The sequence below is a fragment of the Butyrivibrio sp. CB08 genome (assembly GCF_003625485.1).
Taxonomy (GTDB): domain Bacteria; phylum Bacillota; class Clostridia; order Lachnospirales; family Lachnospiraceae; genus Butyrivibrio.
Genome location: NZ_RAIR01000003.1, coordinates 288,451 through 304,197, shown reverse-complemented (window position 1 = coordinate 304,197; position 15,747 = coordinate 288,451). Strand labels below are relative to the sequence as shown.

Below are 15,747 nucleotides of genomic sequence, written 5' to 3'. Positions count from 1 at the left end.
ATAAAGGTCTTCTATGATAAAATCAATTATCATAAGGAGGCCTTTTTATAATGGCAAACAAAAAGAGTAAGCGGTAATATAAACGCGTCTAGTGAAGCCTTCATAAATTCAGTAGTATTTAGAGAGAACCTATTGGATTTATGGAGGTTTTTGTAACTCTACCGCCGGTATACTAACAGTAGGTTGACCATTCTTCTTTTGACAGTGATAATAAAGTTGACTGCTACAGCAGCCAGACCAACTTGTATACACGGAGGGGGAGCATGGATCAGAAAAAAATAGGACAATTTATCGCAACACTTCGAAAAGAAAAAGATTTAACCCAAAAGCAGCTGGCTGATATGTTACATATCACAGATAAAGCTGTCTCAAAATGGGAATGCGGAAGATCTCTTCCTGATAATCAGCTCTTGAAAGAACTCTGTAGCCTGTTGGATATAACCATAAATGAATTGTTGTCAGGAGAAAGGTTTTCTTCTGACAAATATCATGAAAAAGCGGAGGAGAACATAGGGATGTTGATAGATGAACAAAGTGCTAACCATAAGAAATTTTCTGTTATACGCGCATTGATCTGTGTTTTTCTGTTTCTATGCTGCATTTGGATTATTAAACGAGTATTCCCAGAGTTCATGTCATCACATTCATACATGAATGCTGTGGCGTTGGCTGTTGTTATCATTTTGCCGTTGATCATGCTTGTTCTTACAAGGCGGCTTGAAGGTTTTATAAAGCTTCTAAGGTTAAATATCGGTAGAGAACAAGATGATAACAGCGTACAGGAAGCAATAAAATCAGCTACATTTGCAATCAGGGCAGCACTGGGATCCGGGGCTTTTGTTACTATGGTTCATTTAATCAATTGGATATCTGACTACAGTAATTTCGGATATTTTGGTCCGAATCTTGCATTGCCATTCATGGGATTTTTCTATAGTCTTATAATCTCCATGTTGATTTTAGTTTTAAGGGAACGTATATCATGAGTCGTGCTATAACGATATCGTCATAGCACGACAAATGCTATTGAGAGCCTGAATTCATGCTTCCGAGATTAAATAAGCAGAGGAGCGTATTTCCAAGCGCTCAGGCATTGATGAAGGCTCTTTATCTGTCGACCTTTGAAATAACCAAGAAATGGACAATGCCCATCAGAACTGGGGAAAGGTTCGAGGAGAACTTTCCATCATGTATTCAGGTAGACTTACAGACTAACAACAAAGCCTCTATCTCATAAAAAATGGGATAGAGGCTATTTAAGGATACAATTATGTACCTAACTCATTTATATCGCGAGTTATTATTACATTTAATAATATCTACACATTCAGTGTCATATATTTATTTCCTCATATCCAAACTCATAAGATCAAAATCAATATATTCATTTCCAATTTTGAAAAAAGCCGGTATTGTTCCAGTCTTATCAAATCCATATTTTTTATAAAGATGAATCGCCGCTGCATTATCACTTCGAACTTCCAAGTTTATTATTTCAATTTCATGTTCCTTGGAATAATCTATAAGATGCCGAAGCAACTTAGTGCCTATCCCTCTGTTCCAATATGCCTTAAGGACAGAAATCCCTATTTCAGCCCTATGCGCCATTCTTCGTGGCATCCCACTCAGATTAGCCGTTCCTACTAACTCTGATCCATCCCACGCACAATAAAATACGCTTTTATTATCATCATGCATAGTTTTCAGAATACTTGCTTCTTTCTCAACAGAAATATTTCTTCCTTCTGCCCCATAAGTAAGGTTATCTGTCTCTCCACCGATTATTTTCATATAATCAAGTATCTTTTGAGCATCCGATGGATTTGCCTCTTTTACTGTTATTTCAGCCATTTAGTTTGTCTCCTCTTTCGATTGTTATTCTGAAAGATAAAATTACAATCAAAATCTTACACCATGTTCTTACAAAACCCAATTAGTTTTTGACTTATAGATATGCGGATTGTATAGTCAATAAAAGGAGCAATCACTCTGATTGCTCCCGTGTAAATCTAAATTATCATAGAAGATTCCTATTTACAGAAAAAATTTCAAACTCTCCTCAAATCCTACAGAATTATTTGCATTTTGTTTTAACAAAGGCAATTATATCATCATTCTTTTCCATAATTGCCTCATCTAACTCTAAGTCTTCGATAGACATCCACTTATACTTATCATCAGGTAAGCTATCAGGGATATCGTCAATCTGAACTTTATAAAGCTTATGATTATAAATCTTGTAAACCTTATCACTCACAGAATATTTGCAATGTTTAGCAGTTGTAACATAGGTGGTATCTATATCCTTATGAAGTAACTCACTAGCAAAATGGTCTACATTCGACTTATTATCTTCAGCAGTTCTTGTGTATGGAAACAGCCAGCACTCCCATCTTTCATCATAAATCTGTAGAAACTGTCCTTGTGAATTCTGAACTGCCAATAATGAAAACTCATGGAAGCTCTTGGTCTGTATCTCTGCAACCAATTGCAATATCTTGGCTGCATCTCGTTCTGAAAGATTACCTATCTTTCTATCCATGAACCACTCAGTGATACTTACTATCTTGTCTATTCTAGCCCATGATGGCTTAGTTAGCCCTATACTCTGCCAGTCTTCAATATCTATACTGAATGGGTTATCCTTATCTTTGCTGGTCACGTAAACAGCCAAAATTGCAATAGTATCATCATCTACTACGATAGCTGGCCTACGCTTTTCATAATCCTTATCCCCAAATGGAAAATGAATCCACCAGACTTCACCAACATTATACTTTCCCACGCTTTAAAACCTCTTGCTCGTATATTTCATCCCATTCATCATCGAGGATCCAATCATCATCCGGAGGAAGATCTTCGATTCTTACAGCGTTTTTGTGTAATAATTCTCTGTTCTCTTTAAGAAACTCCTTATAATCTTCAACAGATCTAATATTAGCCATAGAATCCTCCTTTCTGGATACTCATGAAGAATAAACAATGATTCTGACAACCATTGTTATTTATTTTAACACATAACAAAAACATGTTGTATATATAATTATTATCGACAAAACATAGCTAGAATCGGCACCATGACTCCACCTTACAAAGGCGCATAAATACTGCCTTTTAGAAAAAACTCAAAATTTTTAGAGCCAAATTAGAGCCAGAAGATATTTTTAGCAAGATTGTATACAAAAAAACAGCTTCCAGAGAAGCTCTGGAAGCTGCATAAAATCTAGGTTTGTTAAGATTACTCAACGATTGTAGCAACCTTACCTGATCCAACTGTACGTCCACCCTCACGGATAGCGAACTTAAGACCCTGCTCCATAGCGATTGGGTGAATAAGCTCGATTGACATTGTTACGTGGTCACCAGGCATGCACATCTCAACACCATCTGGAAGGTTGCAGACACCTGTAACGTCAGTTGTTCTGAAGTAGAACTGAGGTCTGTAGTTTGTGAAGAAAGGTGTATGACGGCCACCCTCGTCCTTAGTAAGAACGTAAACCTCAGCAGTGAACTTTGTGTGGCATGTTACTGTGCCAGGCTTTGTTACAACCTGACCTCTCTGGATACCATCACGGTCAACACCACGGAGAAGAAGTCCTACGTTGTCACCAGCCTCGCAGTAGTCCATAGTCTTTCTGAACATCTCGATACCAGTACATACAGACTTAGATGTCTCTTCCTTAATACCAACGATTTCGATTTCGTCGTTGAGGTTAAGGTGACCTCTCTCTACTCTACCTGTAGCAACTGTTCCACGTCCTGTGATTGTGAATACGTCCTCAACAGGCATAAGGAAAGGCTTATCTGTCTCACGTGTAGGCTCAGGGATGTACTCATCAACTGTGTTCATGAGCTCCATAACCTTGTCGCCCCACTCGCACTTAGGATCCTCAAGAGCCTTAAGAGCTGAACCACGGATGATAGGTGTGTCATCTCCAGGGAACTCATACTCTGTAAGAAGGTCTCTGATCTCCATCTCTACGAGATCAAGAAGCTCAGGATCGTCAACCATATCGCACTTGTTCATGAATACGATGATGTAAGGAACACCTACCTGACGAGCAAGAAGAACGTGCTCCTTAGTCTGTGCCATAACACCGTCAGTAGCAGCAACAACGAGGATAGAACCATCCATCTGAGCTGCACCTGTGATCATGTTCTTAACGTAGTCAGCGTGACCTGGGCAGTCTACGTGAGCATAGTGTCTCTTCTCTGTCTCGTACTCGATGTGAGCAGAGTTGATTGTGATTCCACGCTCTTTCTCTTCTGGAGCCTTATCGATCTGATCGAATGCAACAGCAGGGCTGAAACCTCTGTCTGCAAGAACAGTTGTGATAGCTGCTGTAAGAGTTGTCTTACCATGGTCAACGTGTCCGATTGTACCAATGTTAACGTGTGGTTTGCTTCTGTCAAACTTAGCTTTTGCCATTTCTAAATATCCTCCTTAGTGAAATGTTAATAAACATTTTCATACATAATTTAACCGACTATATCGATTATATTAAAAGATTAGCGTTAAATCAAGCGTAAACTTAGATTTTACGCGTCTTTCTTAAATTAAATGCTCAATCAGCCCTTGTTTGAAAGGACTTTGTCCTGAACATTCTTTGGAACTGGCATATACTTCTCGAAGAACATTGAGTAGTTACCACGTCCCTGAGTTCTTGAACGAAGGTCTGTAGCATATCCGAACATCTCAGCAAGAGGCACATGTGCTCTAACGATCTTGCCACCGCCAAGGTCATCCATACCTTCAACCTGTCCACGGCGAGAGTTAATGTCACCAATAACGTCTCCCATGTACTCCTCAGGCATTGTAACTTCAACCTTCATGATAGGCTCAAGAAGTACAGGTGATCCCTTCTGCATAGCATCCTTGAACGCCATAGAACCAGCGATGTGGAATGCCATCTCAGATGAGTCTACTTCGTGGTATGATCCGTCGTATACTGTAGCATGTACACCAACAACAGGATATCCACCAAGTGTACCAGCCTTCATAGCCTCTTCGATACCTTCGCTGATTGGCTGGATGAATTCCTTAGGAATAGCACCACCAACAACTTCGCTATCGAACTGGTAAAGGTTGTCTCCGTTAGCATCCATAGGCTCGAAACGAACTTTACAGTGACCATACTGACCACGTCCACCGGACTGCTTAGCGTACTTAGACTCAATGTCTACAGCCTTTGTAAGTGCCTCTCTGTAAGCAACCTGAGGAGCACCAACGTTAGCCTCAACCTTATACTCACGAAGAAGTCTGTCAACGATGATATCAAGGTGAAGCTCACCCATACCAGCGATGATAGTCTGACCTGTCTCTGGGTTTGTATGAGCTCTGAATGTAGGATCCTCTTCAGCAAGCTTCATAAGAGCTTCGTCAAGCTTCTGCTGACCAGCCTTAGTCTTAGGCTCGATAGCAAGCTCGATAACAGGATCTGGGAACTCCATTGACTCAAGGATAACAGGGTTCTTCTCGTCACAAAGTGTATCTCCAGTAACTGTGTTCTTAAGACCAACAGCTGCTGCGATATCACCTGAATAAACCTTATCAAGGTCTGAACGCTTGTTAGCGTGCATCTGAAGGATACGTCCAAGACGCTCCTTGTTGTCCTTAGTACTGTTAAGTACATAAGAACCTGAATTAGCTGTTCCTCTGTATACACGGAAGAATGCAAGCTTTCCTACGAATGGATCGCTGACAATCTTGAATGCAAGAGCAGCAAATGGGCCATCATCTGTAGACTCAACTTCAATTTCGTTGCCGTCCATATCAGTTCCCTTACAAGCAGGGATGTCTACTGGTGAAGGCATAAACTCGATAACAGCATCGATGAGCTTCTGGATACCTCTGTTCTTGTGTGCAGAACCACAGCAAACAGGGAATGCCTTACACTCGCAAGTTGCCTTACGAAGTGCTGCCTTAAGCTCAGCAACAGAAGGCTCCTCGCCCTCAAGATACTTCATCATAAGATCCTCATCGAGGTCACAGATCTTCTCAACGAGCTCGCCATGGTAAAGCTCAGCGTCGTCCTTGAGGTCTGCAGGGATCTCACCAATTGTAACATCCTCACCCTTATCATCATTGTAGATGTAAGCCTGCATCTCGAAAAGATCGATAACGCCCTGGAACTGATCCTCAGCTCCGATAGGGATCTCAATCATAATAGCATTTTTCTTAAGTCTATTACGGATCTGCTCTACAGCGCCGTAGTAGTTAGCGCCGATGATATCCATCTTGTTGATGAATGCCATACGAGGAACGTTAAATCCGTCAGCCTGACGCCAAACGTTCTCAGACTGAGGCTCAACGCCTTCCTTAGCACTAAATACACCAACTGCACCGTCAAGTACGCGAAGTGAACGCTCAACCTCAACAGTGAAGTCAACGTGGCCAGGAGTATCAATGATGTTGATACGGTGCTCTAAAGCGCCTGGCTTAGTCTTGCCGTTTTCCTGAAGTGTCCAGTGGCAAGTTGTAGCTGCAGATGTGATTGTGATACCTCTCTCCTGCTCCTGCTCCATCCAGTCCATGGTAGCAGTACCTTCGTAGGTCTCACCAATCTTATAGTTTACACCGGTATAGTAAAGAATACGCTCTGTAAGAGTAGTCTTACCAGCATCAATGTGAGCCATGATACCGATGTTCCTGGTTCTCTCCAATGGGTATTGTCTATCAGCCAAAGGTATTTCCTCCTATAAATAATTAAACCAACGTCTAGTCACAAACAGATTAGAATCTGTAGTGTGAGAACGCCTTGTTTGCTTCTGCCATCTTGTGCATATCTTCTTTTCTCTTTACAGCTGCACCAGTGTTGTTGTATGCATCCATGATCTCTGAAGCGAGTCTGTCTACCATAGTCTTCTCACCACGAGCTCTTGAGAAATTTACAAGCCAGCGAAGTGCAAGAGCCTGACGTCTATCTGGTCTAACCTCGATAGGAACCTGGTATGTAGCACCACCAATACGTCTAGCTTTTACTTCGAGAGCAGGCATGATGTTATTCATAGCTCCCTCGAATACTTCAAGAGCAGGCTTACCAGCCTTCTCCTCTACCTGTGCGAATGCTCCGTATACGATCTTCTGAGCAACACCCTTCTTGCCATCAAGCATAACTGTGTTGACAAGCTTGGTTACAACCTTGTTATCGTATAAAGGATCCGCTAATACGTCACGTTTTACAATATGTCCTTTACGCGGCACGGTTCTTCCCTCCTTTAGAATTTCCTAAATTCATAGGTACTCACTAATTAAGTGTTCGTGCGGGTCTTACTGCTTATATTACTAAAAGAATATAGAAAAAGAATCCCAACACTATCTAATTAGATCTGTTAATAGATACAAAAATTACTTGGCAGCCTTAGGTCTCTTAGCGCCATACTTAGAACGAGCCTGTTTTCTGTCGGCAACTCCTGCTGTATCAAGGGTACCTCTGATGATGTGATACCTTGTACCAGGAAGATCCTTAACTCTTCCACCACGGATGAGAACAACGCTGTGCTCCTGAAGGTTGTGTCCCTCACCAGGAATGTAGCTTGTTACCTCGATACCGTTAGAAAGACGTACTCTGGCGATTTTTCTCAGAGCAGAGTTAGGCTTCTTAGGGGTAGCTGTCTTAACAGCTGTGCACACGCCACGCTTCTGAGGAGAAGCTGTTGCTGTTGCCTTCTTGTGAAGAGAGTTGAAGCCCTTCTGAAGAGCAGGTGCAGTAGACTTCTTAACAGATGTCTGACGACCCTTTCTAACTAACTGGTTAAATGTTGGCATTCTTTTTACCTCCTATTTTGATATATGCATAAGACAAAGGGGCATAGTTTACCCCTTTGTCAATACACGCAATTATGAATTATAAATATTTGTAGTTTTGTTGTCAACTAAAATTTTTATGACAACTTATCAGTCCTCAGTCTCAACCTCGTCTGAATCATCCTCGATGTCGATGTCATCCTTAATAACTGCCATCTCATCTTCGAAGTCTCTTCTTCTCTTCTTGAGAATGAGCTTCTCAGGATCCTTGAAGTTTGCGTCTGTGTTAAGGGCTGTGCTTCTGTATCTCTTCATACCTGTTCCAGCAGGGATCAGCTTACCAATGATAACGTTCTCTTTAAGACCGATAAGTGGATCAACCTTACCCTTGATCGCTGCATCAGTAAGAACCTTAGTGGTCTCCTGGAATGAAGCAGCTGAAAGGAATGAGTTTGTAGCAAGAGCAGCCTTAGTGATACCAAGGATTACCTGCTTGCCTTCTGCAGGCTTCTTGCCCTCTGAGATAAGAGCCTCATTGCTATCTTCGAAATCAAGTACATCTACAAGTGTGCCTGGAAGGAAATCAGTGTCACCACTTTCATCAATTCTTACCTTCTTAAGCATCTGACGTACGATAACCTCGATGTGCTTATCACAGATATCAACACCCTGGAGACGATATACTCTCTGAACTTCTCTAAGGAGATAATCCTGTACTGCACGGATTCCCTTAATCTTGAGAAGATCGTGAGGATTTACAGAACCTTCTGTAAGTTCATCACCAGCCTCGATGTTAGTATCATCAAGAACCTTGATACGTGAGCCGTATGGGATGAGGTAAGCCTTAGACTCGCCTGTCTCCTCGTTAGTTACTACAACTTCACGCTTCTTCTTGGTGTCTCTGATCTCTACATGGCCTTCAAGCTCGGAAATGATTGCAAGTCCCTTAGGCTTTCTAGCCTCGAAAAGCTCCTCTACACGAGGAAGACCCTGTGTGATATCTCCACCGGCAACACCACCAGTGTGGAATGTTCTCATGGTAAGCTGTGTACCAGGCTCACCGATAGACTGAGCTGCGATGATACCTACTGCCTCACCTACCTGAACAGCCTCACCTGTTGCCATGTTAGCACCGTAGCACTTAGCGCAGATTCCGTTGTGTGAACGGCATGTAAGGATTGTTCTGATCTTAACTGCCTCAACAGGACCACCCTTGCTGTTTACACCAACTGAAAGAATCTTAGCTGCTCTTGATGGAGTGATCATGTGATTCTTCTTAACGATCACATTTCCATCTTTATCCTTGATAGTCTCGCAAGCATATCTGCCTGTGATTCTATCTGAAAGTGGCTCGATAGTTTCTTTTCCATCTGTGAATGCCTTTACAGTCATTCCAGGAATTACTTCCTTGCCCACGCAGCAATCTACTTCACGGATGATAAGTTCCTGTGATACGTCAACCATTCGACGTGTAAGGTAACCAGAGTCCGCTGTACGGAGCGCTGTATCGGAAAGTCCCTTACGAGCACCATGGGCTGACATGAAGTACTCCAGAACGTCAAGACCTTCACGGAAGTTTGACTTGATAGGAAGTTCGATTGTACGTCCTGTTGTATCAGCCATCAGACCACGCATACCAGCCAGCTGTTTGATCTGCTGGTTAGATCCACGGGCACCTGAGTCAGCCATCATGTAAATGTTGTTGTACTTATCAAGACCAGCGAGCAGCTCTTCTGTGAGCTTCTTATCTGTATCCATCCAAGTGTTAACAACTTCGCTGTAACGCTCTTCATCTGTAATAAGACCACGGCGATAGTTAGCAGCGATAGCATCAACTGTAGCCTGTGCCTCATCAAGGAGCTGCTGCTTGGTAGCAGGCACTGTCATGTCAGCGATTGAAACTGTCATGGCTGCACGAGTTGAGTAGTGGTAACCTGTAGCCTTAATATCATCAAGTACTTCTGCAGTAGCGAAAGTACCGTGTGTGTTGATCATCTTTGTAACGATCTGCTTGAGCTGCTTCTTACCGACCATGAAGTCAACTTCAAGTGTAAGGAAGTTCTCAGGAACTGATCTGTCAACATATCCAAGATCCTGAGGAATGATCTCGTTGAAGAGGAATCTTCCAAGGGTAGACTCTACAAGTCCTGAAATGAGCTCGCCCTCTGCGTTCATCTTCTCCATCTTGATCTTGATCCTTGTCTGGAGAGTGATGTATCCATTCTCGTAAGCAAGAATTGCCTCGTCAACGCTCTTGAAGCACTTGCCTTCTCCCATAGCACCAGGTCTCTCCTGTGTAAGGTAGTAGATACCAAGTACCATATCCTGTGTAGGAACGTTTACAGGGCCTCCGTCTGAAGGCTTAAGAAGGTTGTTAGGTGAGAGCATAAGGAATCTGCACTCAGCCTGAGCCTCAACTGACAGTGGAAGGTGAACAGCCATCTGGTCACCGTCGAAGTCGGCGTTGAAAGGTGTACATGCAAGAGGATGAAGCTTAATAGCTTTACCTTCTACAAGGATTGGCTCAAATGCCTGAATACCAAGTCTGTGAAGTGTGGGAGCACGGTTAAGCATAACTGGATGCTCTTTGATTACATCTTCAAGTACATCCCAAACCTGCTCATCGAGACGCTCAACAAGCTTCTTGGCATTCTTGATGTTCTGTGAAATTCCTCTGGATACAAGCTCCTTCATAACGAAAGGCTTGAACAGCTCGATAGCCATTTCCTTAGGAAGTCCACACTGATAAATCTTAAGTTCTGGTCCTACGACGATAACGGAACGTCCTGAGTAGTCAACACGCTTACCAAGAAGGTTCTGTCTGAAACGTCCTGACTTACCTTTAAGCATGTCAGAAAGTGACTTGAGGGCTCTGTTACCAGGTCCTGTTACAGGTCTTCCTCTTCTGCCGTTATCAATAAGGGCATCAACAGCTTCCTGAAGCATTCTCTTCTCGTTGCGAACGATGATATCTGGTGCACCGAGATCAAGAAGTCTCTTAAGTCTGTTGTTTCTGTTGATAATTCTTCTGTAAAGATCGTTAAGATCTGATGTAGCAAAACGTCCACCGTCAAGCTGTACCATAGGACGAAGATCTGGTGGAATTACAGGGATGCAATCCATGATCATCCATGCTGGATCATTGCCAGACTCTCTGAAGGCTTCAACAACCTCAAGTCTCTTAATGATTCTTGCTCTCTTCTGTCCGCTGGAAGTATCAAGACCCTCTTTGAGTTCTGCATACTCCTTCTCGAGGTCAATTGCCTGGAGAAGTTCCTTGATGGACTCGGCGCCCATTCCTGCACGGAACTTGCCGCCAAACTCTTCTCTTGCATCCTGATACTCTTTCTCAGAGAGAACCTGCTTGTACTCAAGTGTTGTCTCACCTGGATCAAGTACTATGTAAGATGCAAAATAGAGAACTTTCTCAAGTACACGAGGAGAAAGGTCAAGGATAAGACCCATTCTGCTAGGTATACCTTTGAAATACCAAATGTGTGAAACAGGAGCTGCAAGTTCGATGTAACCCATTCTCTCACGACGTACGCTAGACTTTGTGATCTCAACGCCACATCTGTCGCAGACAACTCCCTTATATCTAATCTTCTTATATTTACCGCAGTGGCACTCCCAGTCCTTTGTAGGTCCAAAGATCCTTTCGCAGAAAAGACCGTCTTTCTCAGGCTTTAAAGTTCTGTAGTTGATTGTCTCAGGCTTAGTAACCTCGCCTCTGTTATCCTCATCTACCTTGTGAGCCCAGCTTCTGATCTTTTCAGGAGATGCAAGTCCGATCTTGATTGAATCAAATGTCATTGGCTGATAAGTCTGCTGCTGTGTGGATCTGCCACTTGAAGCTTCATTTATTGCTTTATTCATTGTTGAATCAGACATTCGTAACCTCTTTTCTATGTTTAGTCGCTAATTAACAGTTGCAATTACTCTTCGTCGAATGATCCTTCTGAATCAAAATCATCGGCAAAATCATCTTCAGACTCTACGTTCTCAAGCTGACCTTCATCATTAAAGCTCTGCTGAGTATATCCGTTAGCCTCAAATGACTCTGATCTGTAATCGCGTCCTGATGTATCGCCTTCGATCTCGTAGCGGTAATCAGAATCTGTATAATCAACGCTTTCCATAATTTCTACTTCAGTGTTGTCCTCACGAAGTACCTTGATATCAAGACCAAGTGACTGGAGCTCCTTAAGAAGAACCTTGAATGATTCTGGAACACCAGGATCTGGAATATTGTCGCCCTTGATGATGGCTTCGTAAGTCTTAACACGTCCGATTACATCGTCGGACTTAACTGTAAGGATTTCCTGAAGTGTATAGGCTGCACCGTAAGCTTCCAGTGCCCAAACCTCCATCTCACCAAAACGCTGTCCACCGAACTGAGCTTTACCACCGAGTGGCTGCTGAGTTACGAGTGAGTAAGGACCAGTTGAACGAGCGTGGATCTTATCGTCAACCAGGTGGTGGAGCTTGAGGTAATGCATGTGTCCGATTGTTGTAGGTGAGTCAAACTTCTGACCTGTTCTACCGTCACGGAGCTGAACCTTACCATCTGACTTAATAGGAACTCCCTTCCAAAGCTCTCTGTGGTCTCTATTCTCATAGAGGTATGTCATGATCTCAGGATGAACGAGGTCTTTATACTTAGCCTCGAACTCTTCCCAGGTACTATTTACATAGTCATTGGCAAGCTCAAGAGTATCCTGGATATCAATCTCGTTAGCACCGTCGAAGATAGGTGTTGCGATGTTAAATCCAAGAGCCTTAGCAGCAAGTGAAAGGTGGATCTCAAGGACCTGACCAATGTTCATACGTGAAGGAACGCCCAATGGGTTAAGCACGATATCAAGAGGTCTGCCGTTTGGAAGATATGGCATATCTTCTATAGGAAGTACTCTTGAAACGACACCCTTGTTACCATGACGACCAGCCATCTTATCACCTACAGAAATCTTACGCTTCTGAGCGATATAGATGCGAACTGCCTGATTAACACCAGGTGAAAGCTCATCGCCATTTTCTCTTGTGAATACCTTGGCATCAACAACGATACCGTACTCACCGTGAGGAACCTTAAGAGATGTATCTCTAACCTCTCTGGCCTTCTCACCAAAGATCGCACGAAGGAGTCTCTCCTCAGCTGTAAGCTCAGTCTCACCCTTAGGTGTAACCTTACCTACAAGGATATCACCGGCACGAACCTCAGCACCGATGCGGATGATTCCGCGATCGTCAAGGTCCTTAAGAGCATCATCACCAACACCAGGAACATCACGTGTGATCTCTTCTGGTCCGAGCTTGGTCTCTCTAGCCTCTGCCTCGTACTCTTCAATATGTACAGATGTAAATACATCGTCACGAACAAGTCTCTCTGAAAGGAGAACAGCGTCCTCGTAGTTGTAACCTTCCCATGTCATGAATCCGATGAGAGGGTTCTTACCAAGACCAAGTTCACCCTGTGAAGTTGAAGGACCGTCTGCAATAACCTGTCCAGCCTCAACATGGTCGCCCTTAAATACGATTGGTCTCTGGTTGTAGCAGTTACTCTGGTTTGATCTCTGGAACTTGATAAGGTGATACTCTTCCTTCTCACCATCATCGTATGTCATCTGGATCAGCTTGGAGTCTACGAAATCAATAGTACCAGCTTTTCTGGCAACTACGCAGACACCAGAGTCAACAGCTGCCTTCTTCTCCATACCTGTTCCAACTGCAGGAGCCTCTGTTGTTAAAAGAGGTACCGCCTGACGCTGCATGTTTGATCCCATCAGCGCACGGTTAGCATCGTCGTTCTCAAGGAATGGAATAAGTGCTGTAGCAACTGAGAATACCATACGAGGAGATACGTCCATGTACTCAAACATTGTCTTAGGATACTCAGATGTCTCATCCTTGTATCTTCCAGAAGCGTTCTTCTTCTTGAAGTGTCCCTCTTCATCAAGAGGTGTATTAGCCTGAGCTACATGATAGTTATCTTCTTCATCAGCTGTAAGGTACTCAACCTCATCAGTAACCCTAGGGTTCTCAGGATCAGTTCTGTCTACCTTACGGTAAGGTGCCTCAACAAAGCCGTAATCATTAACTCTTGCATAGCTTGCAAGGGAGTTGATAAGACCGATGTTAGGACCTTCAGGTGTCTCGATAGGACACATACGTCCATAGTGTGTATAGTGAACGTCTCGAACCTCGAATCCGGCTCTGTCTCTTGAAAGACCGCCAGGACCAAGTGCTGAAAGACGTCTCTTGTGTGTAAGCTCGCCAAGAGGGTTATTTTGATCCATGAACTGTGAAAGCTGTGATGAACCGAAGAACTCCTTAACTGCTGCCTGTACAGGCTTAATATTGATAAGAGTCTGAGGAGAAACTTCCTCTGTGTCGTGAGTTGTCATTCTCTCACGAACTACTCTCTCAAGTCTTGAAAGACCGATGCGGTACTGGTTCTGTAAAAGCTCACCTACGCAACGGATACGTCTGTTACCAAGGTGATCGATATCATCATCGTTACCAATACCATACTCAAGATGGATATTGTAGTTGATAGAAGCAATGATATCTTCCTTAGTAATATGCTTAGGAATAAGTTCATGAACTCTCTTCTTAAGTGTCTCAGCAAGACCCTCAGGATCGTTCTTAACTGTGTACTCCTCTAAGATCTCTTTAAGAACTGGGTAGTATACATTCTCATTAATTCCAAGCTCAGCAGGATCACACTCAATGAAGTGTGTGATGTCTACCATCATATTAGAAAGAACCTTGACGTTACGCTCCTCTTCCTGAAGGATTACATAAGGAATAGCGCTGTCCTGGATCTCTGTTGCAAGCTCTCTGTCAACCTTAGTGCCTGCAGCTGCGATCATCTCGCCAGTTGTCTCATCAACAACGTCCTCAGCAAGAACATGTCCGCTGATACGGTTCTTGAAGTGAAGCTTCTTATTAAATTTATATCTACCAACCTTAGCAAGGTCATATCTTCTTGGATCGAAGAACATAGCTGTGATAAGGCTCTCTGCACTCTCAACAGAAAGAGGCTCACCAGGACGGATCTTCCTATAGAGCTCAAGAAGACCTGACTGATAATCAGTAGATGAATCCTTAGAAAAGCTTCCCTGAATCTTAGGCTCATCGCCAAAGAGCTCAAGGATCTCCTCGTTAGTTCCAATTCCGAGCGCTCTAATAAGAACAGTAACAGGGACTTTCCTTGTTCTGTCTACTCTAGCGTAGAATACGTCATTAGGATCAGTCTCATACTCAAGCCAAGCACCTCTGTTAGGGATAACAGTGCAGGCCATGAGCTGCTTACCGATCTTATCATATGTTATATCGTAATAGATACCGGGGGAACGTACGAGCTGGCTGACGATTACACGCTCTGCGCCATTGATTACGAAAGTTCCGGTAGCTGTCATAAGAGGAAGATCACCCATAAAGATCTCGTGCTCTGTGATCTCATCCTTCTCCTTGTTGTGGAGACGAACTTTAACCTTCAATGGAGCTGCAAAAGTAGCATCTCTCTCTTTACACTTCTCAATAGTGTTCTTGTTCTTGTCGATCTCATCCTCACAAAGCTTGAAATCAACAAATTCAAGACTAAGCTTGCCACTATAGTCCTCAATTGGAGAGATATCGTCGAAGACTTCCTTCAAGCCTTCGTCAAGAAACCACTGATATGAGTTCTTCTGAACTTCAATCAGGTTAGGCATCTCCAGGACTTCCTTCTGGCGCTGGAAACTCATACGAAGATTCTTACCAGAGCCGGTAGGATGTAATCTGTTTTTTTCCATTGACATTTCACCCCGTTCTTCAAATTTTTTAGTGGATTAGAGAGGTCCAAAAGAAAGCACATTAAAAAAATGCGCAAAAAGACCCACTGCACCACAATAGTGCATTGTCCATTATACGTCTAGCAAAAATGGATGTCAAGAACTTTTTTAAATAATAAAAAGAGCCAGACACTTGCGTGTCTGACCCTTGAAAATGCAAGTTGA

At 43.1% G+C, this 15,747-nt stretch carries 10 protein-coding genes and 1 pseudogene; 2 read left to right on the top strand and 9 right to left on the bottom strand.

Annotation, left to right across the window (positions count from 1 at the left end; translation table 11 throughout):
- The first annotated feature begins 263 nt into the window (after positions 1-263).
- Positions 264-986, top strand: coding sequence for a helix-turn-helix domain-containing protein (locus tag D6855_RS07695; RefSeq protein ID WP_120739676.1), 723 nt, complete (start codon positions 264-266; stop codon positions 984-986).
- Positions 987-1,013: 27 nt separating this feature from the next.
- A pseudogene (locus D6855_RS07690) lies at positions 1,014-1,215 on the top strand (transposase); the annotation flags it as partial.
- Between the two features lie 126 nt (positions 1,216-1,341).
- On the opposite strand, the gene D6855_RS07685 reads toward D6855_RS07690, so the two are convergent.
- The 9 genes from D6855_RS07685 to rpoB all read right to left on the bottom strand — a co-directional run bounded on the left by D6855_RS07685 (position 1,342) and on the right by rpoB (position 15,543).
- A complete protein-coding gene (locus tag D6855_RS07685; RefSeq protein ID WP_120739674.1) occupies positions 1,342-1,851 on the bottom strand; it encodes a GNAT family N-acetyltransferase in 510 nt (169 codons plus the stop codon).
- Between the two features lie 223 nt (positions 1,852-2,074).
- Positions 2,075-2,785, bottom strand: coding sequence for a type II toxin-antitoxin system PemK/MazF family toxin (locus D6855_RS07680; RefSeq protein ID WP_120739673.1), 711 nt, complete (start codon positions 2,783-2,785; stop codon positions 2,075-2,077).
- Entirely contained in the window at positions 2,772-2,945 is a 174-nt protein-coding gene (locus D6855_RS16790) for a hypothetical protein (protein ID WP_199712414.1), read from the bottom strand. Before D6855_RS16790 ends, D6855_RS07680 begins: the two co-directional genes overlap by 14 nt.
- A gap of 293 nt (positions 2,946-3,238) precedes the next feature.
- Positions 3,239-4,429 carry an elongation factor Tu gene (gene tuf, locus D6855_RS07675; protein ID WP_120739671.1) on the bottom strand — a complete coding sequence of 397 codons (1,191 nt, stop codon included), beginning with the start codon at positions 4,427-4,429 and terminating at the stop codon, positions 3,239-3,241.
- A 140-nt stretch (positions 4,430-4,569) separates the two neighbouring features.
- Positions 4,570-6,684 carry an elongation factor G gene (fusA, locus tag D6855_RS07670; protein ID WP_120739669.1) on the bottom strand — a complete coding sequence of 705 codons (2,115 nt, stop codon included), beginning with the start codon at positions 6,682-6,684 and terminating at the stop codon, positions 4,570-4,572.
- A 49-nt stretch (positions 6,685-6,733) separates the two neighbouring features.
- Positions 6,734-7,204, bottom strand: coding sequence for a 30S ribosomal protein S7 (gene rpsG / locus D6855_RS07665; RefSeq protein ID WP_013281752.1), 471 nt, complete (start codon positions 7,202-7,204; stop codon positions 6,734-6,736).
- 144 nt (positions 7,205-7,348) lie between these two features.
- Positions 7,349-7,768, bottom strand: coding sequence for a 30S ribosomal protein S12 (gene rpsL / locus D6855_RS07660; RefSeq protein ID WP_026515647.1), 420 nt, complete (start codon positions 7,766-7,768; stop codon positions 7,349-7,351).
- Positions 7,769-7,897: 129 nt separating this feature from the next.
- Complete coding sequence (gene rpoC / locus D6855_RS07655) at positions 7,898-11,623, bottom strand: DNA-directed RNA polymerase subunit beta' (RefSeq protein WP_120739845.1); 3,726 nt, start codon at positions 11,621-11,623, stop codon at positions 7,898-7,900.
- A 59-nt stretch (positions 11,624-11,682) separates the two neighbouring features.
- Positions 11,683-15,543 carry a DNA-directed RNA polymerase subunit beta gene (rpoB, locus tag D6855_RS07650; RefSeq protein ID WP_120739667.1) on the bottom strand — a complete coding sequence of 1,287 codons (3,861 nt, stop codon included), beginning with the start codon at positions 15,541-15,543 and terminating at the stop codon, positions 11,683-11,685.
- Between the last annotated feature and the right edge of the window lie 204 nt (positions 15,544-15,747).